This window comes from Pseudomonas sp. DR48 (genome assembly GCF_019823085.1).
Lineage (GTDB): Bacteria > Pseudomonadota > Gammaproteobacteria > Pseudomonadales > Pseudomonadaceae > Aquipseudomonas.
Window position 1 is genome coordinate 6,603,342 of record NZ_CP081946.1, and the last position, 23,123, is coordinate 6,626,464.

Below are 23,123 nucleotides of genomic sequence, written 5' to 3' on the forward strand. Positions count from 1 at the left end.
CGCCACCCCATGTATTACCCAAGACTGCAGGTCGTATCGAGTGTGCTGACTCTTAAAGTATAGGCCCGCCTCCGCGGCCACCAGCGACGCGATGCCTGCTGAAAGACCAGAATTAATGCCAGTTAACGGGGCCTTGCCACTTCATGGGTCGTTAAGAGATGACGCGTGAGAAACCATAGAATCAATGCGCTGGCGCTGATCAAAGCGCCCAGCAGGCTGACTGCTGTCCAGCCCCAAAGCGCATACACCTGAGTCGCAGCGGCCGCACCCAGTGCGCTACCGACCGAGTAGAAGCACATATAGGCACCGACCATGCGGCTTTGGGCGTCGGGGCGTGCCGCTAAAATGATGCTCTGGTTGGTGACGTGTATCGCTTGCACCGCAAAGTCGAGCACCACTACACCGCAGACCAGCGCGACCAGGGATGTCACGGCAAACGTGATGGGCAACCAGGACAACGTCAGGAGCACCAGCGAGATGCCGGTCACGCGTTGCCCATGACCTTGGTCGGCCCAGCGACCCGCTCTTCTGGCCGCAAGTGCGCCGGCGACCCCGGCCAATCCAAACAGACCGATTGCCGTGTGTGAAAGGGATAAAGGTGGCGCGCTCAATGGCAGCACCATCGACGTCCACAGTACGGAAAAAGCGGCAAAGATCATTAGACCCAGCAGGCCTCTGACGCGAAGTGTCCGCTCGGTGATGAACAGTTTGAAGAGCGATCCTATGAGCGCCCGGTAAGTAGCTTGATGCCTTGGCGACGCAGTGACTGGAACCACCCTCCACAGCACCAACGCAAGTATCAGCATCACCGCCGAGGACAGAAAATACACAGCGCGCCAGCCCGCGACGTCCGCGATCAGGCCAGAGGTGAACCGCGCCAATAGAATGCCCAGGACAATGCCACTGGTCACCGTGCCCACTGCCTGTCCGCGTTGCGATGGCGTTGCCAACGCCGCGGCGTAAGCCACCAGCACTTGGACGACCACTGCCAGCAGGCCCATTAGGATCATTGCACTCAACAGGGCGATCCATTGCTGTGCTGCGCCGACGACCGCCAGCGCAATGGCAGACAGCAATACCTGAGTCAAAATCAGCCGCTTGCGGTTGACCAGATCGCCGAGCGGAACGATGAACAGCAGCCCCAGCGCGTATCCAATCTGAGTCGCGGTCACCACGACGCCGATCATTGATGAAGCAACACCCAGACTCTGAGCCATTGAGTCGAGTAAAGGTTGTGCGAAGTAAACGTTGGCTACTGCGAGCGCACAGGTGACAGAAAACAGTAACGTGAGCGAGGCAGAGAGTCCTTGAGCTCGGTGAGCCCTGGTGCTTTCTTCGATATCCACAGGCGGCAATGCTGAAGGCTGACTGAGGAAACGCTGGGTAGCCGGGTCGGCATCTGCTGTCATGTACGCCTCCTTGGCGCTAAACTGGTTGCGATTAAAAACCAGATCGATTGTTGCCGTATCTTGTTTCAAGTTGCAACCACATTGCACCAACTCAGTGGACAGGCTTGGCAAACACATATTCCGGAAGGTCAAAAAAATGGTCGCAGACGCATCACCGCAAAGCAGCGAATGCCCCGTAGCAAGAACACTCGAGGCCATCGGAGATCGCTGGTCGCTCATGATCATCCGCGATGCCTTCGACGACATCCGTCGGTTCAGCGAATTTCAGAAGAGCTTGGGCGTAGCCAAGAATATTCTGACATCACGACTGAAAACGCTGGTTGCAGTCGGCGTATTCGACGTCCGACCAGCGTCCGATGGCAGCGCCTATAAGGAGTATGTGCTGACGGATAAAGGACGGGAGATCTTCCCGGTGGTGGTCAGCATGAGGCAGTGGGGCGAACGTTATCTGTTCCAGCCGCAGGAGACGCGTTCTGTGCTGTTGGATAAAGAGTCAGGCCAGCCGTTGATGCCGCTGGATGTTCGCTCATCAAAAGGTCGGAAACTTGGCCCATCGGACTGCCACAGGGTACGACTCGTTGACGGCGGGTCGTGAGCCGACAGCAACTACCTGATTGGAAGACCACCGCGCGACTTTCTGAAAGATCCGGAGGCAATCCATGAGCAAACAACCTCAACCCCGCAGCCGCTCCAACCCTCAGCCCCGATCCCGTCCGGTGGTGCCCAGCCTGCCCGGTAAAACGGGAAATAAATCAGGGGGTTCACGCGGTATCTTTCCGTCGAAGCCGTCGAAGCCGTCGAATTGAGCGATAAGCGGTTTATTTTCCGAATCGCGAAGCGAGGTCTGCTATCAGGACGTTCTCAATTCCCGACATGAGCCTTCATGACCACCCGTAACCCTGCCCCGAGAGCCGGCACCCGCTTGGCTATTCTTGATAACACGCGCTGCGAGGATTGTTGAATCGATGGCCAGCGGCACGGGCACCAGGCGCATAAGTCTGGTTACAGGTTTGCGGGTTGAGCAGAGGATTGAATCATGAAGATGTTAATGATGGTCGAATGCCCTAATGAACCCTTCAACTCCCTTATCAAAGCCGGCACGGCGGGCCAGCTGATTGAGCGCATTCTGGCGAGCATCAAGCCGGAGGCGGCTTATTTTACCGAGCAGGATGGCATGCGTGGCGGGATCTTTCTGGTCGACGTCAATGAGCCATCCGATATCCCCGCCTTGGCCGAACCCTTTTTTCTTAACTTCAATGCCAGCTGCAAGTTCCGCATCATGTTGAGCGCGCAAGATCTGCAAAAGGCTGATTTGGGAAGGCTCGGGCAAACCTGGGGGTGAGGCGCATCCATTGCTGCCATCGGTCACCATCAGATCAATGAAGTTCTTTTAAAACTCCGCGCTGCATAAATGATTGGCTTTAACGCGGGACTCAAATAAGGACCCGGCCTCATCAGTCGGGTTTTTAATGCCCTACCCTCCAAGTCACTCCACAGAGGCGATTAATGAGCTATACCGGCTAATCTCCTATTGCAGTTCTTCAATACCGGAGGTTGGCAATGAAGCTCAGATATTCACTGACTGCTCTATTGATCAGCGCAAGCCTCTTTGGCTGCGCCACTTCATCACACCCAGGAGCGAGCGTCACCTTGGTTGCCACCCGACAGAACACCGGTCAGATCGGCAATGTGGCATTGTCTGACTGGGGCAAAGAAACCGGGCTCAGCTTCTTTATCAGTGGCGCACCCAGTGGATCGATACTGCCCTTGCGGCTTTACACATTCATCAATAAAGGTAGTTGCCAAAAACCTGGGCCCGTCGCCTACGCCATGAATGATCGCGTCAACACCGAACGCCAAGCGGTGCGTGGTTGGTCGTTCTCAAGAACCGCGCCGGTCGCTTTGCCGGTCCTGTTGTCCGGCGAGTACTCCATCGTCGTGCGAAGTGCGCCGGACAGTGGCAACGCTGATATCTTTTGTGGGGATATCAAAGGTGGCGGTGCGGTGAAATAGCCGCGACCGAAGTTGATCCGAATGTTTACGACGGGCAGCGCCGTACATAGCATTGCTCGGTAACCCGTGCGCCCCATTGCTCCCCTTCTTGCTCCTGTTCCAGTTTAAAACCAGCGTCTTCATAGAGTTTACGCGCGACATCGAGCCCCTTGAATGTCCAAAGCCTTGTCGCACAAAAGCCATGTTCGTCACAGAACTTGATGGCTTGCGCCAATAAGCGCTTGCCTGCGCCTTTGCCACGCGCCGAGTCATCAAGAATAAAGCATCGCAGAATCGCTTCGCCGCCCTCTCCTTCGCCATCTATGGCAATGGAACCGACAATCCGCTGACCGTCCAACGCCACCCAAACTTCATTGCGTGGATTGTCCAAACGCCCCATCAACTCCGCCATATCCGCAGCAACCAGACTTTCGAACGGCTGGCCGAAGTTCGCAAGCCTGGCATAGTAGTCGGAATGCATCTGCACAATTCGGCCGATGATGCCGGGTCGGTAACCCCGAGCAATGTCCAGCGGCGCCGAGGGCGGTTGAGCCATGCCGAGTCGATGCGCGTGCAGGGCCGCGGCGTAGTTGGCGATGCCCTCACTGACTGCCTGCTGTTGCTCGGTAGTTAAGTGCGACATCGCCGCACTCACTTGTTCCCTGGCGAAAGAATCAATGGCTCGCAGGGTCTCCATGCCCTTTGCCGTGAGCTGCAGCTTCTTGGAACGAGCATCTTCCTCGTTCGGGACTTCCTCGATCTCGCCCGCCTCAATTAACTTGCGGACCATGCGGCTCACCGAAGACTTCTCCAGGCCGAGAAGCTCCACCAGTTCCACGGCAGTCAACGACCTCCACTCACCAATTTCCACAATTGTGTGAACCGACGAAGGCGGATAGTCCGTCGCCGCCAGAGTGGCTTGCATGAACCCCAGCTCGCGCACCATGAGGCGCGATGCTGAACGGACTTGGTTGATCAGGTCTGGCTGTGAATGAGTCACGGGGAGCACACCTCGAATGAACGGCTATTTAGTTGTATAGCACAACTAAATAGCCGTCGATTGAGATGGCTTGTGATCTTGGGGTCGCTTTTTTTGTTTTTTGGGGCGGCGATTACCAACTGCCGTATGGAATTCCATATTGGCCAATGTAGCGCTTCGCCTTTTCACTAACTGGATACGCATATTGCCCCTGACTTTTACCTTGGTCTGGCCCCAAAGGCTCGATCTCTGCTTGGGCGCGAGCGACCTTGACGGGTTTCATGCACTTGTCTGCAACCCACACTTGGACAACGCCTCCCGGCGCCACGCCCACATAAACCAGTGCGACATTGCCTGCGGGCTCATCTGGAGATGCAGGACAAGGTTCTCTCAATGTAGCGCGCATGATTTGCCGGGCTTCTTCTGGAATGTCTACCCATGCGCGGTATGTTTGCGGTTCGACAATGGATTGCCAGCGAACAAAGATCCGCTTGGGCAAGTCAGCCCCCACGACCTCACGAATGCCTCCGGTTATCTCGCCCCAACCCCGAGCGGACTCCGTGCCGTTTTGTGGCTCGCCGCCTGCTGCCGTGCCGCCCCCTGTACGACGGAACATTTTGCCGTTGATGTCTTCGACCGCGCTGTCTTCAACCCACGCTTTCATGTAGTACGGTTCGTTGAAACTGAGGCTCCACCATTTTCTGGTGAGTTCCGTTTGGGATGATGCAAGGTTTGTGGCTTGGCAGCCTGAAACCAACAGCATCCCTAACAATATTCCCGAGAAACGCATCAAAACGTTCTCCAGCTTGAGTCTTGCACGTGAGGATGACGCACGCGTATGCCATCTTCAGTCGGAGCATTGGTATAGCGAAGGTTCACGCCACGTTCTCGACTTAGCCCGATGGGATTGTTCCAATTGGCGGACGTATGGATGTAGTGCAACTTGAGCATTTTCTCTTCTGCGGCTGTGACCTCGTAGTTACCACCCAGAAACCGGTCGCGTAGAGCTTGAAGATCTGATGGAACGGAATACTGAGAGGTTTTTGGCACATCAATAAACTGCACCCCCTTCTCCTTCGCCAACTTATGCATCAAGTGCAGATAAACCACAGACAGCTTGCCACTGACCGGACGTTTAAGTTGCAGACCTACATACGCCCGTACCTGCTTGAACCCGACCGTTTGCTCTGCCTTCGGCAGGAGGGTCGGTTTCGGCGTCACGATTTCCAACATCGTCTCTGGCCAGCCGCTGTCGACCAACCGGATTTTTTGCTGCTGGGCATCCCGATAGATTGAAGTGGTTCGAATGTCGATTCCCTCTCGCACTGTCAGGGCTTGCATAGGGCTAACCAATACACATTCCTCGACTTCCTCCCGATAACCGCCACCAATATCCGAATGCACACCAGGAACAGAAATTTCCGTGTGCGCAGGGATGACTGTACTCAACGCAAAGTTGGCTCGAATTTCATCCCGCGCGGTCAACTGGACGACATCGGTAAAGTACTTGCGATCAAGGTAGAGCTTGATCCCCGGTGCCACTGGACTTTGGATATTACCGATGTTTGTGAACCCCGCGACGGAGGGCACAGTATCGAACAGGCCGATAAACCCCATGATGATTTCGCTGTTGTACTGGGTACCAAAGCCGGAACTGAAGCCCTTTGGGTTGCTGCGTAGGACTTCCCCCAACGGTCCTTGGTTGCAGCGCACGATTTCATTGGCGAAATGCCGGGCAGCGGCAGCACCCCGACTGAATCCAAAGGTGTCGAACGTTAGCGATGTGATCTCGCCACCGGGGTTACGTTCTGCAGCTTCCTTGATCAGTGCTTTCATAGCGACAAACGCTTGTTGCACCTTCCCAGCTACGCCGGCATCGCCTCGTCCGGTGGCTGCTGCCCCCATGCTGTCTTCAGCGCCTGCATCCGTACCGATCCCATCGACATACAAACTGCGAAGTACGAGTTTGGCGGAGTTGTCGCTGCCCGCTACTTCTGATGTCGGATAAAGCTCATAAAGCTTGAAGACATTACTCACATCATTCCCGTAACTCCCTTCGGGATCCGCCATATAAGGCTTACAACTCGCATCGACATCGGTCGGCAGAATCGGATGATGTGCGCCGCAAAGCAGTCCCGAAGCGGAGTTGCTGGCATTGTTCAGCGTCCCGTCAAAGAACACTCCAATGCGCAACGCGACCCTGGCCTTCTCTTTTGCGGGAGCCGGTGCTTTGCCGTGTTTCTCATATTCGGCCCAGCGGTTGGCATGGATGTCGACGGGTTTGGCTTCGTCGTATCGATAGTTTTTCGGGGGGTTGGGTACGTATCCACTCATTCCTTGATCACCTGGCTCCTTGGTGTAACGGGCGCTGAGGGTGCCACCGCGGATCCAATCAAGCAACGCGTAGCCTGATGCCATCATTCAGGGAAGGACAGTTCGTCCATCCATTGCCGACGTCGATAGTCACCATCAATTTAATGAAGTTCTCTTAAAAACTCCGCGGCGTAACATCGCATCCATACCAAACAACTACACCCCGGAGCACACCATCATGAAACGCCAACTCTTCCTCAGCATCGCTTTCTCGGTTTTTGCAGCTAACGCTTTCGCCGCTACTTCGGCTTACCCTGTTGTCGCTGAAGGCGGCTCGGATCGTCTGATTGAAAGTCGAGTGGCTGAGGGTGGCTCGGATCGTCTGATCGAGAATCGCGTTGCCGAAGGCGGCTCTGACCGTCTGATGGAAAAACGCGTCGCCGAAGGTGGCTCGGATCGTCTGATCGAGAATCGCGTTGCCGAAGGCGGCTCTGACCGTCTGATCGAGAATCGCGTTGCCGAAGGCGGCTCTGACCGTCTGATGGAAAAACGCGTCGCCGAAGGTGGTTCCGACCGTCTGATCGAGAACCGCGTTGCCGAAGGTGGCTCGGACCGTCTGATCGAAAGCCGCGCTGCATAAATGCCTGGTTTCACCGCACTACTCAACGCAGAAGCCCGGCCTGAACAGCCGGGCTTTTTCGTATGCAATTGATCGGTTTCGTTTGCTGCCTGTCTGCCTTGAACAAACGCGGGTCGTTCACTCAGATGAAGCAACCGAACGGGCCTTGCGTTTGCGTCTAGCCTGTTCATCCTCCTCCAGCGCCTGACGCATAAGCGCCCGAGCGGCCCAGGCGGCAGTGTCGAGAGACTCTTCGATACTCGCCTGACCGATGTCGCGCACGGCGATCAACGCCTCGGTGCCCATGACGATCGACAGCGCCTGCTTCAATCGTTTGCGTGCACGGGGTGAAAGCACGTCCTTCAGCGAATCGACAATCGGCGCTACGTAGCTCATGCGTCGACCCGGTCGCAGCGGCTCGTGGGTTTCACTGTCCAGCCATACCGTCATGAATGAACGCTCCATCACGTGCAAGGCGATTTCGTCTTCGATCAAGAGTGTGTTCAATGCATTCGCCGCCAGGCCTATGCCCTTGACCGGATCTTCTCCCGGCTGCCAGAGCTGCTCCAGCGGTGGCATGTCACGATCGGTCGCCGTTTCGCTGATCAATGCTTCAGGCGAGGGGAAGTAACGATAGGCCGTGGCCCGCGACACCCGCGCGCGCTCGGCCACTTGTGCAACCGTTGGGTTCAGGCCTTCGTCGCGCAATGCGACGGCGGCATCGAGCAACGCTTGACGCGTTCGCAGGCGCTGATTGGCACGGCCTTGGGTATCGCCGTCTCTGACCGACGGGCTTGACGTGGAATTCGACATGGAATAAATGATACTCCGTCTTGTAATGAGACTTGAGTCTCATGATAGACACATTTCAGCAACTGAGCGCGCCTCAGGGCGCATGAGGTGAATGTCATGAATATCAACCCTCGTTCGCGGACGTGGTTTCGGCTCGCCGCCCTCTACTTTGCGATTGGCGTGGTGCTGGGTGTGGTGATGGGTGCTTCCGGCGACCACTCACTTTTCGCGGTTCATGCTCATATCAATCTGTTGGGATGGGTATCGATGGCACTGTTTGGGCTGATCGGCACCGTGCATCCGGCAATGAATGAAGGGCGCGTTGCGACAGCACAGTACTGGATGTACAACCTGGGCGTCCCGGTGATGCTCGGTGCGCTGACGCTGCGCCTGAAGGGTTTCGCGGCGGTGGAGCCATTGATCGGTGCCGCATCAATCCTCGTCGGCTGCAGTGTGCTGCTCTATGCGTGGCTGGTTTTCTCGCGCATCGCCATCACGGCCGAACGTTTGCGGAGCACAACTGGCGAATCAAGCCTTTCATAAGGCAAAACAGGACACGGCGTCAGGGCAGCGATCGGTGCGTGACGATTGCTGCCCTTGCGTTCCGAGAAAATAAGCCCCGCAGATACCCGCCGCAAGGACGCGAAATTACGTCTGCCGCACGATATCGACCGAGATCTCCACCGCTGCAATCGTTCCTCGATTCTCAAGCCAGTGAGTGGTGTGCCTGTCCTCGGGCCAGCCCACGCCCGGCCCATAGTCGGTCGCAACGCCATTACGGTGATCGGTGATTGTCCCTTGCAGGATGTAGACGGTGCCGGGCCTGTCCACATGGTTGTGAATCGGTCCGAAGACGCCGCCGGGCTCGATGGTTACCCGACGCATTCTGAGTTGACGCCCTGCCATGCCCTCGATCTCGGGACCCAGATCAATCGTTGCCAACAAGTCCACTGTCACGCCTTTCGTCTCAGGTGCCACCTGTTCGTCGCTCATGGCGCGCCTCTTTTTAAACACAGGGCCTGCCTTTAAGTAGAGACATTAAAAACGCCGATCAGTCGGCAGGCGACGAAGGGTCGTTGGTTTGCTCCAGGATTCAGGCTTTTTTGTCCGCCGCACCTCATGGACAGGCGCAACACCAACTAATCTCAACAGAGCACGGCACGAGCCCATTCACGCCTCAAGCCTCTTGATCCAGGGGAGATGAGATGACCGGTCTAACAGCGCATCAATGCTCGTTATGGATTCTGCCCTCCCTGCTCGCCATCAGCCTGGCGCAGACAGCGGGTTGCGCGGGCAAACCGGCCTCGACGCGTTATCTGGCCTCCAATACCAGCTCTGCTTGCTACGCCAAAGCCCTCCCCACCGCTGGCGAGGGCGGCCTGGCCTGGGGGAACACGTTGGGCATGGCGCGCAAGAAATCCCTGGATAATTGCATTCGCTATGCCGGCCGCTCCGGTGGCACGCCAGACACCTGCAAAGTGGTGTTGGCGCAATGCAAGAACTGATCAACACTCCGTCGTTGGAGCAATAGAGTTTCAGTGCGCGCCATCTGCTTGATGGTTCATTGGCCGCCGCTTGTCAGCTTCTCAGCACCTTCTGCCTTGCATTTTTTCCAACGCCGTATACCCCCTCATACGGCGGATCAAACCATGAACGGAACAATCGCTGCTCTCATGATCGCTGGCCTGGTGTCCGTTGGCACGCTGCCCGCACTGGCAGGCGAAAACACGGTTGCAGACTCGGCGGTTCCACCGGCCGCGCTTCCGGGTATCAACCAGCCTCAGGGTGCTGAATCCAAGGAGGACAAGGCCGACAAAAAAGGCGAGGAAGCGTCAGGCTCCAACTCCGGCGCCGATTCGCAGGCCACGGACAATGATGCGGCGACTTCGAGCGGTGGCGACGACACTGAGAAAAAGCCCTAGGAAGGATCAGCGGTCCTCTTGAGTGGCCGGTTCATCGCTCCCAGTGTGAGCCCAGGATGATGCTGCACAGATTCACTCGCTTGAAGTCTGGATCCTTGTAGGCCAGAAAATCATCATTGAAGGTGCCGAACGTACTGCCGGGGCGATGCATCATCCCGAGATAAAATTCGTCGATCATCTTGTGGGCGAAATCACTTTCACGCGGATAGGCGGCAATCACCGCTTCACGTTGTTCGCCCGTGAACATATCAAAACCACGTCCTGCCACGTCCATGCCCGCTCCTGCTTGCACCAGAGCGATTTCTGCGTGCATGTGTTCCGGGATGCCAGGCGTCGTATGGAGAGCAACGGCGGTCCAGACTTTTTCGATATCGCCCTCGTTGATGTGATGGCTTCGCAGGAAGTCACGCGCGGCGTTGGCACTGTCTACCTCGAAGCGCAGCTGACTCTCCCGGTAGATTGAGGTCAGGCCCAGATCGTGGAACATGGCGGCGACGTACAGCAACTCTGGATCAAAGATCAGGCCCTTGCGTTTTCCGAGCAAAGCGCCCCAGTAGTAAACGCGCGTGGAGTGGGTAAACAGCAATTCGCTTTCGGTGTCACGAATGAGTTGCGTCACTTCCCGAGCCATCGTGCTGTCGGGGATTTGTACGCCGGCAATGTCGTTCGTCGACATGGATTTTCCTCCTGTGTCTAGCGCCGCCGGTTTTACATCGGCAACGCCGGCCAGCTGATCGGCCCTGGTCGCTCCATTGGAGACGGCTACCTCAAGGGTTCGAACCCAGGCAGATCAACCCGTTGAAACTGAAAAAATACACGTCGAGCAGGTTGCAACACAGTGCCAATGTTGCGGATTTTTTGTGCGCCAATGACCGGCGTGACCACACTCGCCATTGGCCCTTTCAAGCAATAAACGCAGCACGAATGAAGTCGATCGGCTTACTCGGGTCTCAGCTGGCTCGCGGGCACCACCGTGTCGATGCGCCCGGTGGCCACGTCGTAGACCAGGCCTGTCACGGTGAATCCACCGGGCAGGTTTGGATTGGCTTTCAGGGCGGCCACATCGACTCCGACCGCTTTGTAAGGATCGTCGATTTGCAATGCCGCCAGGTCATCCTCGGACACGCCCATGTGTTTCGCCAACAATGCGGGGGCGTGGTGATAGCAGCCACTGATACCGCAATCGGTGTGGTGCAGGACGATCAGGTTCCAGCCCTGGCCCACCGCCGCGCCACCGACACGGGACACGGTGCCGAGGATGGCCATCGTCTCGAACAGCGCCGGGTTCACCCGGCCACCGACATTGCGGATAACTGCCGCCTCGCCAGGGGCAAGCTTGAGCACGTCCATCGGGTCGACGCGGGGGTCGACACAGCCGAGGATCAGTGTTTTTTGCGAAGGAATAATCTTGAGGTCGGGATGAAAACCGGTCGTTGCGAACTCGCTGTTGCGTTGGGTCAGCGTCTGTAAAAAATCCATGATGAGCTCCGTCAAACAGGTGGGGGACTGCCGCGTTGCGGCAACCGGGTGAACATCATCGCCTGCAGGATCTGCGGTTCGGCGGTGAACGGGCACCCGTCAGTTCGGGGAAGCGCTGGAGGGCTTCGGCTCCGATGGGCCAACTATGTCGTCTTGCCCAAACCGGCGGTAGCGGTTGAATCAGGCTAAGATTTATATCGAATCAGCATTAATCATCGCCTGCGACACTTGCGACGCTCTCGGGTGAGCGGCACGGGCTCGCTTGAACAGGTAAACCGGCATGCCGTTGAAAGACATCCTCGCCTTGCGGCTGTATACCCGCGTAGCCCGACTCGGCAGCTTCTCGGCCGCCGCACGGGAAAGCGGGCTGGCGCAGTCCCAGGTGTCACGGATGATTGCCGAGCTGGAGGCGAGCCTGGGCGCGCGGCTGCTGTCGCGGACCACGCGGGCCGTGGTGCCGACCGAAGCCGGGATGGAGTTTCTGGCGCGCATGGAACCGATCCTGGCGGCGGTCGACGATGCCGAGAACAGCGTGCGCGAGAACGGAGAATTGCGGGGTTTGCTGCGTATCGGCATGCCCTCGACGATGGGTATTCGCGTGATCATCCCCAGATTGTCGGCCTTTACTGAACGCCACCCGATGCTGCACCTGGAGCTGATGCTCGAAGATCAGTGGCAGGACATGGTCAAGGAAGCCGTCGACATCGGCATCCGCGTGGGCAAACTGCCGGACCTGGCGGGCACGGCCAAACGGATTGGCACCATGCACCGTGTGATCGTTGCCTCTCCCGCTTACCTTGCACGCCACGGCACGCCAATGACCCCGACCGACCTGGAGCGACACCGGATCGTCGGTGGTCCGGCAGGTTCGCAGGCTTCATCCTGGCAATTCGAACGCGACGGCGTAGCGTCAACCATCAACCTCGCCCCACAGTTTTCCACCAACGACACCGCCGGGGCGCTGGCAGCCGCGGCAGGAGGCCTGGGCATCGTTTCGACCACGTCCTGGGCCTGCGCACTGGAGTTGGCCAGTGGCACCCTGGTGCATCTGCTTGCGGAGTGGAAAATGGCCGACCTGCCCGTCCATGCGTACTTTCCGCAGGGACGCACGACGCGTCTGGCGGCGCGTGCGTTTGCCGACTTCCTCGCCACCACGCTCGGCAATAAACATGCGGAATCTGCCGTTTTGGGAGACGGTGCATAAACCACGGAATATCGCCTACCTCGCTTCATGCCAAGCGTGTGTTCGGGCGTTTGCAGGCTAAAGCGAGGCTCAATGAAAACGGGCGCCGAAAACGGGCGCCATCAAGGCGCCCGTTTTTCAGTGTCAGTGCGTTTTATTCGAGATCGAGTTACCAATCTTGCTTAACCCTTTGGTGTTGTGATCACCGGGCGTTGTGGCCGAAATGGCCCTGGCTTTGGCTAAGCCGCGAGTATCTTTGGAGTGGGCGACGCCAGAAGTCGTTGCTCCGTGACCGCGATCACTGCCGTAATGGTTTCCGCTTTCACCACGGTCGCGAACTGCCTTGCCGGTATGATCGCTGGCCAGCCCTTTACCGTGTCCGTTGCTGTCGGAGCGACCGTCATGATCCGCGTCGCTATGGCTGCCACTCACACCACCGCTATGGCTGCCACTCGCACCGCCGCTATGGCCACCGCCATTTCCGCCACTGTTTCCACCACCATGCCCCCCTCCGTTACCGCCACCGCCTCCATTACCGCCGCCACCGCCACCGCCGCCATCTTTCGCATAGGCCGAGCCCATGATCGACAGGTCAACGGGGAGCAATGGCGCAGCTGCAAGCATCAGGGCGCAGGAAAAGACCGCAAAGAGACTTTTATTCTTTAAAAGCATGATGGCTTCCGTAGGTTGATATCGCGTGTCATAAGACGTGATAACCCGGTTTCAGTTCCGGGTGTTGCGACGGACGGAAGCCTTGCAGACATGCCTGAGTCGCACGAAGAAAAAAACCTCTTCGGGTAATGAGATTCAAGCGCTTTAACTCATCTACCATTAATCAAAAGCGCCGTTCAAAACTTCGTAGACAAGCCCCGTCGCCAACGCGACCAGGATCAAGTCGACGCCGACTTGCTGCCACTCGTACCCGTCATAATGAGGCAATCTGCCGACCAGGCGGCCATCCAGCTTTTTAGCAATACCCGGCGGTAATGGTTTGCCGCGAGCGAGGTTTTTCTGGATGCCGGGGGGCAAAGCAGGACCGGGATTCCAGTAGTCCCGGTGGCCGCCAATAATCCCCAGGATACTGTCGCGATTGACGCTCGGACCATGATCCCAATCGCCGCCTGCGGTATTTTTGCCTTTATTGGCATGACCTGCCTGATTGCCATGATCCTGGCTGTTCTGCGGGTTTCCCTTGCCATTACCCTTTCCATTTCCATTTCCATTTCCATTTCCAGGATCGGCCAGCGCCGTGGTCGAGCCGCAGACCAGTGCAAGGCTTGTAACGGCGACAATTAATGAGCGAGATCTGAACATCGAGTCGTTCCTTCAGCGAGGAGATAGCTCCCTGACTGTAGACGCTTTAAACGGTGTGGGTTTCATGTCTCCCGGCCAGCCCCTGGCTCTCCGACGCATTGTTGATATAACTCAACGATTTTCCTTCGTTCAAGCGTAAAAAATACTGACCGGGTAATCACAATCCGTTATCTCTCGCGCACTTTACAGAGGACTCCATCATGAACGACTTGAGCCTGCGTAATGCCATCCTCGATGAACTGCAGTTCCAGCCTGAAATCGATGCCGCCAACATTGGCGTGGCCGTGGATAACGGTGTGGTGACGCTCTCTGGACACGTTTCAAGCTACGCCCAGAAAATCAGTGCAGAGCGCGCAGTCAAAAGTCTCAAAGGCGTACGCGCAGTCGCTGAAGAAATCCAGGTGCGGCCGGAGAAAGGCGCCGGCACGGCAGATGACACCATCGCCAGTCGCGCGTTGAAGATCATCAACTGGAGCTCCGATGTCCCCGATGGCGACATAAAAATCATCGTGCAGGACGGCTGGGTCACCCTGGAAGGCGAAGTTGACTGGCAGTACCAGAAGGAAACCGTGGAGCGGGCCGTGCGTAAATTGTCCGGCGTGGTGGGCATTCACAATGACCTTACCCTGCGTCCTCGTGTAGACGCCGGGAATATCCAGCGCAGCATCGAAGAAGCACTCAAGCGCAATGCCGAAGTCGATGCCGAGGGGATTCACGTCAAGGTTCAGGGCGATGTGGTGAAACTCGAAGGCAGGGTGCATTTGTGGCGCCAGCGCCAGATTGCGGAACGGGCGGCCTGGTCCGTGCCCGGCGTCAAGGAGGTCATCGATCACATACTGCTTGCCTGAATCGCGGACCCGGGGAGCCTGCGACCTCCCCGGGAGGCTCAAGAACGGCCTGTTCGACAGCCGTTACTTATCCGAGCAAAGGTCATGAAAAAAAACCACCAATGGAACCTGTCTTACTTCGCGATCACCTTTATCGTGCTCAGCCTCTTTCAATTTCTGTTCATAGAACGGCATGTCGTTCAGAGCATTCCCTACAGTCAGTTCCAGCAACTGCTCAGCGAGCACAAGGTCAGTGATTTGCGGATCGAGAAGGACCAGATCAGCGGAAAGCTGCTGGAACCCATCGACGGCCGCAACCTGTTTTCGACGGTTCGGGTCGATCCAGCGCTGGCCAGCGACCTTGGTCAATCAGGTGTGGAGTTTACCGGGGTCAGTGAAAACACCTTGCTCAACGGTCTGATCGGGTGGCTGCTGCCGTTTATCCTGATCATGGTGATCTGGCATTTTCTGTTTCGCGGGATGGCGGAAAAACAAGGCATCGGCGGCCTGATGAGTATTGGCAAGTCACGCGCCAAAGTGTTCGTCGAGCGTGACACCGGGGTGACCTTCGCCGATGTCGCAGGCATCGATGAAGCCAAGGTTGAATTGGTCGAGATTGTCTCGTTCCTCAAGGACAAGACCCGATACGCCCGGCTCGGGGCGCACATTCCCAAGGGCACGCTGCTGGTCGGCCCGCCGGGGACCGGCAAGACGCTGGTGGCCAAAGCCATCGCCGGTGAAGCCGGTGTGCCATTTTTCTCGATATCGGGGTCTGAGTTCGTCGAAATGTTCGTCGGCGTGGGGGCTGCCCGGGTACACGACTTGTTTGACCAGGCGCGCCAGGCGGCACCTTGCATCATCTTCATTGACGAACTCGATGCATTGGGAAAAATGCGCGGCGTCGGCGCATTTGGCGGCAACGACGAAAAAGAGCAAACCCTCAACCAGTTACTGGCAGAGCTGGACGGATTTGATCCCCGGGAAGGTGTCGTGCTGTTGGCCGCGACCAATCGGCCAGAGATTCTCGACCCGGCACTGCTTCGCGCCGGACGGATCGACCGGCAGATTCTGATTGACCGCCCCGACCGCAAAGGTCGACAGGCGATTCTCAACGTCCATCTGAAGAAAATCGTCATAAAGCCGGGCCTCGACGCCGAGCAGATCGCCGACATCACTACCGGTTTTACCGGCGCCGACCTGGCCAACCTGGTCAACGAAGCGGCCATCGTCGCCACCCGTCGCGGCGCCGAAGCGGTCAGCCTCGATGACTTCACCCGGGCCGTAGAACGCATCGTCGCCGGGGTTGAGCGCAAGAGCAGCTTGTTGCACGCCGACGAACGCCAAGTGGTGGCGTACCACGAAATGGGGCACGCCCTGGCCGCTAGCAGTTTGCCGGCCATGGACCCGGTGCACAAAGTCTCCATCGTGCCCCGCGCCATTGGCTCGCTGGGGTATACGTTGCAGCGCCCCACCGAAGACCACTTCCTCATCAGCTATCAAATGCTCAAGGACCGGATTGTCGTCCTGATGGCCGGACGCGCCGCCGAGTTCCTTACCTATGGCCAGATTTCCACCGGGGCGGCTGATGACCTGGCCCACGCGACGGATATTGCCCGCCAATTGATCACCCGTTTTGGCATGAGCCCTGAACTTGGACAGGCGGTTCTGGAGCGGCAAAACGCGACGTATCTGGGCGAACGGATGCAAGGCGTCGGCGAAAAAGACTATTCGGAACAAACCGCCAGGGAAGTTGACCTGGGGATTCGCGCCCTGCTCGATGAAGCGTACGAGCGCGCAAAAGCCTTGCTCGACAGTCGTCGGGCTGACCTGGACGCCGGAGCACGTCTTTTGCTGGAGAAAGAAACCCTGACACCTGAAGAATTCCCACCGCTCAAGCCCATCGAGCCCATCCCGATAGCCCCCCGACTGCCCGCCCCTCCACCTCAGGTCGGCTGATTATTGGCGGCGCTTGCCGAGGTCCATTGCCAGTTCAGCACCTCGGGCATGTCCTGCCCGTGCTCGATCAGGTAGAGCTTGTGCCGCTCAAGCGTTGACCAATAGCGCGACCGGGCCACGTGCAACTGATCGTGCAGCCGGGGGACCCGTTCGAAGACGTCCAGGGCCAACTGATAACGGTCCAGGTTATTCATCACGGCCATGTCGAAGGGTGTCGTGGTCGCGCCCTCGTCCTTGAACCCACGGACATGGAAATTCTCGTGATTGGTGCGTTTGTACAGCAGCCGATGAATCAGCGCGGGGTAACCGTGGAAGGCGAAGATCACCGGTTTGTCGACGGTGAACAGCTCGTCGAACGTACTGTCGGGCAAGCCATGGGGATGCTGGTATGAGGGCTGCAACACCATCAGGTCCACGACATTGACCACCCTCACCCGCAAGTCCGGCACGTACTCGCGCAACAGGGTCACGGCAGCCAGGGTTTCCAGGGTCGGCACGTCACCGGCGCAGGCCATGACCACGTCCGGGTCTTGATCATCCTTGCACGCCCAATCCCAACGGCCGATACCCGCCTGGCAATGAAGGACGGCTGCATCGATATCCAGCCATTGCCACTCCGGCTGTTTGCCCGCCACGATCACGTTGATGTAATCGCGACTTTTCAAGCAGTGGTCAGCCACCGATAACAGGCAATTGGCATCGGGCGGCAGGTAGATCCGCACCACGTCCGATTTTTTATTGGCCACCAGATCGATGAAGCCCGGGTCCTGATGGGAAAAGCCGTTATGGTCCTGACGCCAGACGTGCGACGTCAGCAAATAATTGAGCGAAGCAATCGGTTTGCGCCAAGGCACCTCGGCGGCGGTTTTCAGCCATTTCGCATGCTGGTTGACCATCGAATCGACGATATGGATGAAGGCCTCGTAGCAGGACAACACACCATGGCGACCGGTCAGCAAATAGCCCTCGAGCCAACCCTCGCAAACCTGTTCACTGAGAATTTCCATCACCCGGCCATCGGGTGCCAGATTGAGGTCGTCCGGTTCTCGCGGCTCCATCCACGCCTTGGCGCTGACCTCATAGACGGCGTCCAGTCGGTTCGAGGCGGTTTCATCCGGGCCAAACAGGCGAAAGTTGCTGGAGGCCAGGTTGTGTTTCATCACATCGCGCAAAAACGTGCCCATGACCCGCGTGGCCTCCGCGCGCAGGCTGCCGGGAGCTTTGAACCGCACGGCATAGTCACTGAAACGTGGCAGATCCAGCGCTCGCAACAACCCGCCGCCATTGGCGTGGGGGTTGGCACTCATGCGCCGGTGACCGGTCGGCGCCAGCGCCGCGATGTCGGGCAGCAACGTACCGTTGGCATCAAACAGTTCATCGGGACGGTAGCTTTTGAGCCACTCTTCGAGTTGGCGCAGGTGCACCGGTTGCTGGAAATCGGCCAGCGGCACTTGATGCGCGCGCCAGGTGCCTTCGACTCGATGGCCATCGACAAACTTCGGCCCGGTCCAGCCTTTGGGTGTCCGCAAGACCAGCATTGGCCACAGCGGCCGCTCCGGCGGTCCCGATCGCCCGGAACGGCGCGCCTCGAGTTGAATGTCACGGATCTTCTGCACCAAGGTGTCCAGCGTCTGCGCCAAGGCCAGATGCACCTGCACCGGGTCGTCACCTTCCACAAAATAGGGGTCGTAGCCATAGCCATACAGCAAGGCTGACAGTTCATCCTCGCTGATCCTGGACAGCACCGTGGGGTTGGCGATTTTGTAGCCGTTGAGGTGCAGGATCGGCAACACCGCGCCGTCACGCGCCGGATTGAGGAACTTGTTGGAATGCCAACTGGCCGCCAGCGTGCCGGTTTCGGCCTCACCGTCGCCGATCACGCAGGCGACGATCAGGTCCGGATTATCAAATGCAGCGCCATAGGCGTGGGCCAGGCTGTAACCCAGCTCGCCACCTTCATGGATCGATCCCGGAACTTGCGCCGAGACGTGACTGGAGATCCCGTACGGCCAGGAAAACTGCCGAAAAAGACGAACCAGGCCATTGGTATTGCGTTCCACCGAGGGAAAAAACTCGGTATAGGTGCCTTCCAGATACGTCTGCGCCACCACCGCCGGCCCGCCATGACCGGGACCGGCGATAAACAGCATGTTCAGGTCATACAGATTGATCAGGCGATTGAGGTGCGTGTAGATCAGGTTCAACCCCGGCGTGGTCCCCCAGTGACCCAGTAACCGCGGTTTCAGGTGCGCCAGGGTGAGCGGTTCCTTCAGTAGCGGATTGTCCTTGAGGTAGATCTGCCCGACGGCCAGATAATTGGACGCCCTCCAATAGGCATCCAGTCCTTCCAGTTGCTCGGCATTCAGAAAATCGCTCATTGCAGTGCTCCGCCAGCTGTCGGTCCAATGATCGGCATGGGTTGATTCTGCAAGTCTTGAACCGAGGAGACTTGATTTACCTCAATTATCAAGACGGCGATTCAAGATCGTTTCACTGGGTCTTGGCTCCAAGCGTCGCCAGGTAATGCGCTACAAATTGAGCGTCCGCATCGGACAGGGAATGATTCTCCCGCTTCATTTGAGCGCCACGGGGACGCTGGTCTGTCTGCCCAAGCACTTTCATCTGGCTGACCACATAGTCTGCGTGTTGACCCGCCAAGCGGGGCACCGCGCCTTTGCCCTCCCCGCCAGCACCATGGCAAGCGCTGCACCGAGCCACGCCGGACTCGGGAATGCCGTTGCGAAAAATCGATTCGCCGCGGGCGTCCGACGCACCGACATCCGCTTTCATGGGGCTCTGACTCGAAAAATAGTCTGCCAATTCCTTAATCTGGGTCTCGGTCAAATGGGTCAGCCCGCTCATGTACTGAGCCCCGGTTTTATCGCTGCGCGTATGCAGTTTGAAGTCGCTCAATTGCAACTTCAGGTACTCCTTCTGCTGACCGGCCAACTTGGGAAACAGCGGCGACACGGACTCTCCCGTCAGGCCATGACACAACGAGCACACTTGATCGGCCATGGCGATACCGGGCATGGGCGACACCTCTTGGGAGGTGTCCTCTTTGGTACTCGTGCAGCTCATGAGCGCAACGGCGCAGAGCGCGACAACACGATGCAACCGGTTGAAAGTACGCTTGTTGCCACAGGTTTCCATGGTCGACGCCCCTCGATTCAACTATCGACAGACACGCCCGTCACTGTCATTGCGAATCTCCCAAGAGGCGCGCGGGTGACACCTCTGAATTGAGCTTAGCCAGACGTCGCCCCTCTAAAGGTCAAGGGCAACGAGCCGCTCAGCCTGATTCGCAATAATGTCCATCGCTTGTGCTCATATCCGGCTCGTGAGGACCTGGCTTGAACACTTTCTCTCGAGGCATTGCAGCCTTTGTTGATCAAACTCAATCATTCGCCTGAATCAGCGTGTAGGAATGATCGAACGTCGACCAGGCGCCACACGGGGCGGAGCGTGAACACCGCGTCGAGCGCCTGCGAATTGAGTTCTGGTGGTTGCGCGCCTGATGGAAAACAAGCGCAATGCCGGTGGCAGTTACCTACCCATGGGAGGGCCGTCATGCCTACACCCACTCAAGACTCGCTGGACACATTCCATGGTTCACCTCGGCCCATCGACGAGGCCGCCATCGCGCCGATCCTGCGCCGATACGCGGAACCCTTGCCGACGCTGACCTCGGCAACGTTTGGTGAGATGTTCGATCGCTACGCGGATGCGCGCGTGGTGCTGATCGGTGAGGCCAGCCATGGCACCAGCGAGTTCTATAAAACCCGCGCAGCGATTACCCAAAGGCTGATTGAACACCACGGGTTCACTGTGGTGGCAGTGGAAGCCGATTGGCCGGACGCTTGCCATGTCGACCAGTACGTCCGGGGACTCGCCCGTTCGGCGTGGAAACGCCACATCTTCAGCCGATTTCCGACCTGGATGTGGCGCAATACCGAAGTGAGGACCTTCGTCCACTGGCTGCATGACTTCAATCACCAGCACGCCCCTGAACGTCGTGTCGAGTTCCGCGGTCTCGACGTTTACAGTCTGCGCAACTCCATCCATGACGTGCTGAGCTACCTGGACCATGTCGATCCGCGGTTGGCCCAGGAAGCGCGCCAGCGCTACGGCTGTCTGACGCCGTGGCAGGATGATCCGGCGCTTTACGGACACTTCGTCGAACGCGCCGGCCTCATGCCCTGCGAGCAAGCGGTGGTCGAGCAACTCAACGCCATGCTGGCCGAACAATTGGCCGGACTTGTCCGCAATGACGAAGCGTTCTTCAATGCGGCGCAAAACGCCCGGGTGGTGCAGGCGGCGGAACAGTATTACCGCGCGATTTACCGCGGTTCGACCGCCTCCTGGAACCTGCGGGACCGGCATATGTTCGACACGCTACAGGCGCTGCTCAAGCACCGGGGGCCTCAGGCCAAAGCCGTGGTCTGGGCGCACAACTCCCATATCGGCAACGCGGCCGCCACGGAAATGGGTTGGAAGGGGCAGTTCAACATTGGACATCTATGCCGCAGCGCCTTCGGGCGCGATGCCGTGCTGATTGGCATGAGCACCGACCGCGGCCAGGTGGCGGCTGCCGATGACTGGGACGGCGCCATGCTCATCAAGGACATCAGGCCCTCGCACCCGGACAGTTGGGAACATCAGTTTTTCAAGGCCGGCGTACCGGCGTCCTTGACCGATTGGCGAGATCCGCGCCGCAAAGAATTGCGCCAGGCCTTGACCGGACCGTTGCTGGAGCGGGCCATCGGGGTGATTTATCGCCCGGACACTGAGCGCCGCAGCCATTACTTCGAGGCCTCGCTGGCCGAGCAGTTTGACGCGATGATCTGGATTGAACAGACCCGACCCGTGAGCGCATTGGCGCTGCCGAAAAGCCAGGCCATCGAACCGGAAGACGAAACCTTTCCGTTTGGTGTGTGAGGCGCACCGAGGGTAGGCGATGGTCTATGCAGCAGTGTCGTTCAAATACTGTTCAAACCATTCGCCAGCCAGCGTGGCGACTTCCGCCAGAGTTCCGGGCTCTTCAAACAGATGGGTCGCGCCCCGCACGATGTCCAGACGCTGGACGCAGCGCAGGGCATCGCTGCTTTGGCGATTGACCCTGATCACCACCGGGTCCAGGCTGCCGACAATCTGTAACGTGGGCGCCCGCACTTGAGACAGCGCCGCCCCCGCCAGGTCGGTCCGCCCTCCTCGGCTGACCACCGCATGCACCACATCCGCTCGCGCAACCGCCGCCAACAGCGCGGCAGCTGCACCGGTGCTGGCACCGAACAGGCCGATGCGCAGCGTTCGAAGTTGCGCATCCTGGCCGATCCAGTCGATGACCTTCACCAGCCGCCGGGTCAGCAGCGCGATATCGAAACGAAGCTCTCCGGTCAGGTTGTCCAGGCGTTGTTCGGGCTCCATGAGCAGGTCAAACAGCAACGACCCTAACCCTCGTTTGGCCAGCGACTCCGCCACAAATCGATTGCGTGGGCTTGAACGGCTGCTGCCGCTGCCATGGACGAAGACCACCAGGCCAACGGCGCCCGGTGGCAGTCGTAAATCAGCAGCCAGTTCAACGTCATTCAGGTCCAGCTGTCGAGGTTGAAGTTCAAACATCGACACTGCCCTCAGTTGCACCGCCAGCAGCAGCTTCTCGTTGCCAGGCGCGCTGCAGCAACTCAATGACCTGCGCATCCGAGGTCTGGGAAAAATTCAAATACCAATAACCGATCGAGACCATCCACTCAGGCACGAGCGGGCAGATCACTTCATCGACTTCGATGAGCAACGTCTCCATCGTTTCGAGCGGCGCAACCGGCACGGCGACAACGATGCGAGCAGGTGTTTGTTTTCTCACTGCCTGTATCGCAGCCATCATCGAGGCCCCTGTCGCCAGCCCGTCATCGATCAGAATCACCACCCGGTCCTTGATCTGCACCGGTGGGCGATTGCCCCGGTACAGCTGTTCACGACGCAGCAACTCGCGTGTTTCTCGTGCGACCACCGCGTCGAAACTGGCTCGATCAATGGGATGGGCGCGCAGAGCATCTTCGTTGAGTATTTGAATGCCACCGCTGGCAATGGCGCCCATGGCGTACTCCTCATGAGACGGAACGCCCAGCTTGCGCACCAGCATCAGGTCCAGGTGAACATTAAGCGCCGTGGCCACTTCATAGGCCACCGGGACGCCGCCACGCGGCAAGGCGAGGACGATGACATCCGGTCGATTTGCGTACTTGAGCAACGGTTCTACCAGACCTCGACCTGCCGCGGCCCGATCCTTCAAGGTCGTTTGCAATGAGGGACTCTGAGTCATGAAAACCTCCCGAGCG

25 protein-coding genes are annotated in these 23,123 nt (G+C 58.3%); 11 read left to right on the forward strand and 14 right to left on the reverse strand.

Annotated elements, in window-relative coordinates:
• Nucleotides 1-122: 122 nt before the first annotated feature.
• Entirely contained in the window at nucleotides 123-1,409 is a 1,287-nt protein-coding gene (locus tag K5K95_RS29850; RefSeq protein WP_222590472.1) for an MFS transporter, read from the reverse strand.
• Nucleotides 1,410-1,545: 136 nt separating this feature from the next.
• On the opposite strand from K5K95_RS29850, the gene K5K95_RS29855 reads away from it, so the two are divergent.
• The 3 genes from K5K95_RS29855 to K5K95_RS29865 all read left to right on the forward strand — a co-directional run bounded on the left by K5K95_RS29855 (nucleotide 1,546) and on the right by K5K95_RS29865 (nucleotide 3,422).
• Nucleotides 1,546-2,004, forward strand: a complete 459-nt coding sequence (locus K5K95_RS29855; protein ID WP_222587407.1) for a winged helix-turn-helix transcriptional regulator — start codon at nucleotides 1,546-1,548, stop codon at nucleotides 2,002-2,004.
• 441 nt (nucleotides 2,005-2,445) lie between these two features.
• Nucleotides 2,446-2,751, forward strand: coding sequence for a panthothenate synthetase (locus K5K95_RS29860; RefSeq protein WP_222587408.1), 306 nt, complete (start codon nucleotides 2,446-2,448; stop codon nucleotides 2,749-2,751).
• Nucleotides 2,752-2,969: 218 nt separating this feature from the next.
• Nucleotides 2,970-3,422, forward strand: a complete 453-nt coding sequence (locus K5K95_RS29865; RefSeq protein WP_222587409.1) for a hypothetical protein — start codon at nucleotides 2,970-2,972, stop codon at nucleotides 3,420-3,422.
• Between the two features lie 25 nt (nucleotides 3,423-3,447).
• Here the strand turns inward: K5K95_RS29865 and K5K95_RS29870 are convergent, their stop codons facing one another.
• The 3 genes from K5K95_RS29870 to K5K95_RS29880 all read right to left on the reverse strand — a co-directional run bounded on the left by K5K95_RS29870 (nucleotide 3,448) and on the right by K5K95_RS29880 (nucleotide 6,714).
• Nucleotides 3,448-4,347 (reverse strand): bifunctional helix-turn-helix transcriptional regulator/GNAT family N-acetyltransferase, encoded by a 900-nt coding sequence (locus K5K95_RS29870; protein WP_222590473.1) that lies wholly within the window; start codon nucleotides 4,345-4,347, stop codon nucleotides 3,448-3,450.
• 166 nt (nucleotides 4,348-4,513) lie between these two features.
• A complete protein-coding gene (locus K5K95_RS29875; RefSeq protein WP_222587410.1) occupies nucleotides 4,514-5,170 on the reverse strand; it encodes a DUF2931 family protein in 657 nt (218 codons plus the stop codon).
• Complete coding sequence (locus K5K95_RS29880) at nucleotides 5,170-6,714, reverse strand: T6SS phospholipase effector Tle1-like catalytic domain-containing protein (RefSeq protein WP_222587411.1); 1,545 nt, start codon at nucleotides 6,712-6,714, stop codon at nucleotides 5,170-5,172. Before K5K95_RS29880 ends, K5K95_RS29875 begins: the two co-directional genes overlap by 1 nt.
• Nucleotides 6,715-6,931: 217 nt before the next feature.
• Between K5K95_RS29880 and K5K95_RS29885 the strand changes: the two genes are divergently transcribed.
• On the forward strand, nucleotides 6,932-7,333 hold the full coding sequence (locus K5K95_RS29885) for a hypothetical protein (protein ID WP_222587412.1): 402 nt from the start codon (nucleotides 6,932-6,934) through the stop codon (nucleotides 7,331-7,333).
• A 117-nt stretch (nucleotides 7,334-7,450) separates the two neighbouring features.
• On the opposite strand, the gene K5K95_RS29890 is transcribed toward K5K95_RS29885, so the two are convergent.
• Nucleotides 7,451-8,125 carry a TetR/AcrR family transcriptional regulator gene (locus tag K5K95_RS29890; protein ID WP_222587413.1) on the reverse strand — a complete coding sequence of 225 codons (675 nt, stop codon included), beginning with the start codon at nucleotides 8,123-8,125 and terminating at the stop codon, nucleotides 7,451-7,453.
• Between the two features lie 96 nt (nucleotides 8,126-8,221).
• On the opposite strand from K5K95_RS29890, the gene K5K95_RS29895 reads away from it, so the two are divergent.
• On the forward strand, nucleotides 8,222-8,647 hold the full coding sequence (locus tag K5K95_RS29895) for a hypothetical protein (RefSeq protein ID WP_222587414.1): 426 nt from the start codon (nucleotides 8,222-8,224) through the stop codon (nucleotides 8,645-8,647).
• Nucleotides 8,648-8,752: 105 nt separating this feature from the next.
• Here K5K95_RS29895 and K5K95_RS29900 read toward each other — a convergent pair whose 3' ends face one another.
• A complete protein-coding gene (locus K5K95_RS29900; RefSeq protein ID WP_222587415.1) occupies nucleotides 8,753-9,097 on the reverse strand; it encodes a cupin domain-containing protein in 345 nt (114 codons plus the stop codon).
• 212 nt (nucleotides 9,098-9,309) lie between these two features.
• Between K5K95_RS29900 and K5K95_RS29905 the strand changes: the two genes are divergently transcribed.
• Both K5K95_RS29905 and K5K95_RS29910 read left to right on the forward strand, forming a co-directional pair.
• On the forward strand, nucleotides 9,310-9,609 hold the full coding sequence (locus K5K95_RS29905; RefSeq protein WP_222587416.1) for a hypothetical protein: 300 nt from the start codon (nucleotides 9,310-9,312) through the stop codon (nucleotides 9,607-9,609).
• Between the two features lie 144 nt (nucleotides 9,610-9,753).
• Nucleotides 9,754-10,026 (forward strand): hypothetical protein, encoded by a 273-nt coding sequence (locus K5K95_RS29910; RefSeq protein WP_222587417.1) that lies wholly within the window; start codon nucleotides 9,754-9,756, stop codon nucleotides 10,024-10,026.
• 31 nt (nucleotides 10,027-10,057) lie between these two features.
• On the opposite strand, the gene K5K95_RS29915 is transcribed toward K5K95_RS29910, so the two are convergent.
• Nucleotides 10,058-10,702, reverse strand: a complete 645-nt coding sequence (locus tag K5K95_RS29915) for an HD domain-containing protein (protein WP_222587418.1) — start codon at nucleotides 10,700-10,702, stop codon at nucleotides 10,058-10,060.
• A gap of 263 nt (nucleotides 10,703-10,965) precedes the next feature.
• Nucleotides 10,966-11,505: a carbonic anhydrase gene (locus K5K95_RS29920; protein ID WP_222587419.1), complete on the reverse strand. Its 540-nt coding sequence runs from the start codon at nucleotides 11,503-11,505 to the stop codon at nucleotides 10,966-10,968.
• A 280-nt stretch (nucleotides 11,506-11,785) separates the two neighbouring features.
• Between K5K95_RS29920 and K5K95_RS29925 the strand changes: the two genes are divergently transcribed.
• Entirely contained in the window at nucleotides 11,786-12,709 is a 924-nt protein-coding gene (locus K5K95_RS29925; RefSeq protein ID WP_222587420.1) for a LysR family transcriptional regulator, read from the forward strand.
• A gap of 123 nt (nucleotides 12,710-12,832) precedes the next feature.
• Here the strand turns inward: K5K95_RS29925 and K5K95_RS29930 are convergent, their stop codons facing one another.
• Both K5K95_RS29930 and K5K95_RS29935 read right to left on the reverse strand, forming a co-directional pair.
• Nucleotides 12,833-13,360, reverse strand: a complete 528-nt coding sequence (locus K5K95_RS29930; protein ID WP_222587421.1) for a hypothetical protein — start codon at nucleotides 13,358-13,360, stop codon at nucleotides 12,833-12,835.
• A 159-nt stretch (nucleotides 13,361-13,519) separates the two neighbouring features.
• Complete coding sequence (locus tag K5K95_RS29935) at nucleotides 13,520-14,002, reverse strand: anti-virulence regulator CigR family protein (RefSeq protein ID WP_222587422.1); 483 nt, start codon at nucleotides 14,000-14,002, stop codon at nucleotides 13,520-13,522.
• A gap of 200 nt (nucleotides 14,003-14,202) precedes the next feature.
• Between K5K95_RS29935 and K5K95_RS29940 the strand changes: the two genes are divergently transcribed.
• Both K5K95_RS29940 and ftsH read left to right on the forward strand, forming a co-directional pair.
• The gene (locus K5K95_RS29940) at nucleotides 14,203-14,850 is read left to right on the forward strand and encodes a BON domain-containing protein (protein ID WP_222587423.1); all 648 of its coding nucleotides are present in this window, start codon (nucleotides 14,203-14,205) and stop codon (nucleotides 14,848-14,850) included.
• Between the two features lie 84 nt (nucleotides 14,851-14,934).
• Complete coding sequence (gene ftsH / locus K5K95_RS29945) at nucleotides 14,935-16,785, forward strand: ATP-dependent zinc metalloprotease FtsH (RefSeq protein WP_222587424.1); 1,851 nt, start codon at nucleotides 14,935-14,937, stop codon at nucleotides 16,783-16,785.
• Here ftsH and K5K95_RS29950 read toward each other — a convergent pair.
• A complete protein-coding gene (locus tag K5K95_RS29950; RefSeq protein ID WP_222587425.1) occupies nucleotides 16,773-19,163 on the reverse strand; it encodes a phosphoketolase in 2,391 nt (796 codons plus the stop codon). The two genes, ftsH and K5K95_RS29950, sit on opposite strands and share 13 nt — an antisense overlap.
• A gap of 112 nt (nucleotides 19,164-19,275) precedes the next feature.
• Nucleotides 19,276-19,818: a c-type cytochrome gene (locus K5K95_RS29955; protein ID WP_261398105.1), complete on the reverse strand. Its 543-nt coding sequence runs from the start codon at nucleotides 19,816-19,818 to the stop codon at nucleotides 19,276-19,278.
• 537 nt (nucleotides 19,819-20,355) lie between these two features.
• Between K5K95_RS29955 and K5K95_RS29960 the strand changes: the two genes are divergently transcribed.
• On the forward strand, nucleotides 20,356-21,723 hold the full coding sequence (locus tag K5K95_RS29960; RefSeq protein ID WP_222587427.1) for an erythromycin esterase family protein: 1,368 nt from the start codon (nucleotides 20,356-20,358) through the stop codon (nucleotides 21,721-21,723).
• Between the two features lie 24 nt (nucleotides 21,724-21,747).
• Here the strand turns inward: K5K95_RS29960 and K5K95_RS29965 are convergent, their stop codons facing one another.
• Together K5K95_RS29965 and K5K95_RS29970 are read right to left on the reverse strand one after the other, a co-directional pair.
• The gene (locus tag K5K95_RS29965) at nucleotides 21,748-22,407 is read right to left on the reverse strand and encodes a dienelactone hydrolase family protein (RefSeq protein WP_222587428.1); all 660 of its coding nucleotides are present in this window, start codon (nucleotides 22,405-22,407) and stop codon (nucleotides 21,748-21,750) included.
• Nucleotides 22,400-23,107, reverse strand: coding sequence for a phosphoribosyltransferase (locus K5K95_RS29970; protein WP_222587429.1), 708 nt, complete (start codon nucleotides 23,105-23,107; stop codon nucleotides 22,400-22,402). Before K5K95_RS29970 ends, K5K95_RS29965 begins: the two co-directional genes overlap by 8 nt.
• Nucleotides 23,108-23,123 lie beyond the last annotated feature (16 nt).

Excerpts from the sequence above, each read along its gene's own strand:
- K5K95_RS29850 (WP_222590472.1), bottom strand. The coding sequence starts at position 1,409 with ATGACAGCAGATGCCGACCCGGCTACCCAGCGTTTCCTCAGTCAGCCT.
- K5K95_RS29855 (WP_222587407.1), top strand. The coding sequence starts at position 1,546 with ATGGTCGCAGACGCATCACCGCAAAGCAGCGAATGCCCCGTAGCAAGA.
- K5K95_RS29860 (WP_222587408.1), top strand. The coding sequence starts at position 2,446 with ATGAAGATGTTAATGATGGTCGAATGCCCTAATGAACCCTTCAACTCC.
- K5K95_RS29865 (WP_222587409.1), top strand. The coding sequence starts at position 2,970 with ATGAAGCTCAGATATTCACTGACTGCTCTATTGATCAGCGCAAGCCTC.
- K5K95_RS29870 (WP_222590473.1), bottom strand. The coding sequence starts at position 4,347 with ATGGTGCGCGAGCTGGGGTTCATGCAAGCCACTCTGGCGGCGACGGAC.
- K5K95_RS29875 (WP_222587410.1), bottom strand. The coding sequence starts at position 5,170 with ATGCGTTTCTCGGGAATATTGTTAGGGATGCTGTTGGTTTCAGGCTGC.
- K5K95_RS29880 (WP_222587411.1), bottom strand. The coding sequence starts at position 6,714 with ATGAGTGGATACGTACCCAACCCCCCGAAAAACTATCGATACGACGAA.
- K5K95_RS29885 (WP_222587412.1), top strand. The coding sequence starts at position 6,932 with ATGAAACGCCAACTCTTCCTCAGCATCGCTTTCTCGGTTTTTGCAGCT.
- K5K95_RS29890 (WP_222587413.1), bottom strand. The coding sequence starts at position 8,125 with ATGTCGAATTCCACGTCAAGCCCGTCGGTCAGAGACGGCGATACCCAA.
- K5K95_RS29895 (WP_222587414.1), top strand. The coding sequence starts at position 8,222 with ATGAATATCAACCCTCGTTCGCGGACGTGGTTTCGGCTCGCCGCCCTC.
- K5K95_RS29900 (WP_222587415.1), bottom strand. The coding sequence starts at position 9,097 with ATGAGCGACGAACAGGTGGCACCTGAGACGAAAGGCGTGACAGTGGAC.
- K5K95_RS29905 (WP_222587416.1), top strand. The coding sequence starts at position 9,310 with ATGACCGGTCTAACAGCGCATCAATGCTCGTTATGGATTCTGCCCTCC.
- K5K95_RS29910 (WP_222587417.1), top strand. The coding sequence starts at position 9,754 with ATGAACGGAACAATCGCTGCTCTCATGATCGCTGGCCTGGTGTCCGTT.
- K5K95_RS29915 (WP_222587418.1), bottom strand. The coding sequence starts at position 10,702 with ATGTCGACGAACGACATTGCCGGCGTACAAATCCCCGACAGCACGATG.
- K5K95_RS29920 (WP_222587419.1), bottom strand. The coding sequence starts at position 11,505 with ATGGATTTTTTACAGACGCTGACCCAACGCAACAGCGAGTTCGCAACG.
- K5K95_RS29925 (WP_222587420.1), top strand. The coding sequence starts at position 11,786 with ATGCCGTTGAAAGACATCCTCGCCTTGCGGCTGTATACCCGCGTAGCC.
- K5K95_RS29930 (WP_222587421.1), bottom strand. The coding sequence starts at position 13,360 with ATGCTTTTAAAGAATAAAAGTCTCTTTGCGGTCTTTTCCTGCGCCCTG.
- K5K95_RS29935 (WP_222587422.1), bottom strand. The coding sequence starts at position 14,002 with ATGTTCAGATCTCGCTCATTAATTGTCGCCGTTACAAGCCTTGCACTG.
- K5K95_RS29940 (WP_222587423.1), top strand. The coding sequence starts at position 14,203 with ATGAACGACTTGAGCCTGCGTAATGCCATCCTCGATGAACTGCAGTTC.
- ftsH (WP_222587424.1), top strand. The coding sequence starts at position 14,935 with ATGAAAAAAAACCACCAATGGAACCTGTCTTACTTCGCGATCACCTTT.
- K5K95_RS29950 (WP_222587425.1), bottom strand. The coding sequence starts at position 19,163 with ATGAGCGATTTTCTGAATGCCGAGCAACTGGAAGGACTGGATGCCTAT.
- K5K95_RS29955 (WP_261398105.1), bottom strand. The coding sequence starts at position 19,818 with ATGCCCGGTATCGCCATGGCCGATCAAGTGTGCTCGTTGTGTCATGGC.
- K5K95_RS29960 (WP_222587427.1), top strand. The coding sequence starts at position 20,356 with ATGCCTACACCCACTCAAGACTCGCTGGACACATTCCATGGTTCACCT.
- K5K95_RS29965 (WP_222587428.1), bottom strand. The coding sequence starts at position 22,407 with ATGTTTGAACTTCAACCTCGACAGCTGGACCTGAATGACGTTGAACTG.
- K5K95_RS29970 (WP_222587429.1), bottom strand. The coding sequence starts at position 23,107 with ATGACTCAGAGTCCCTCATTGCAAACGACCTTGAAGGATCGGGCCGCG.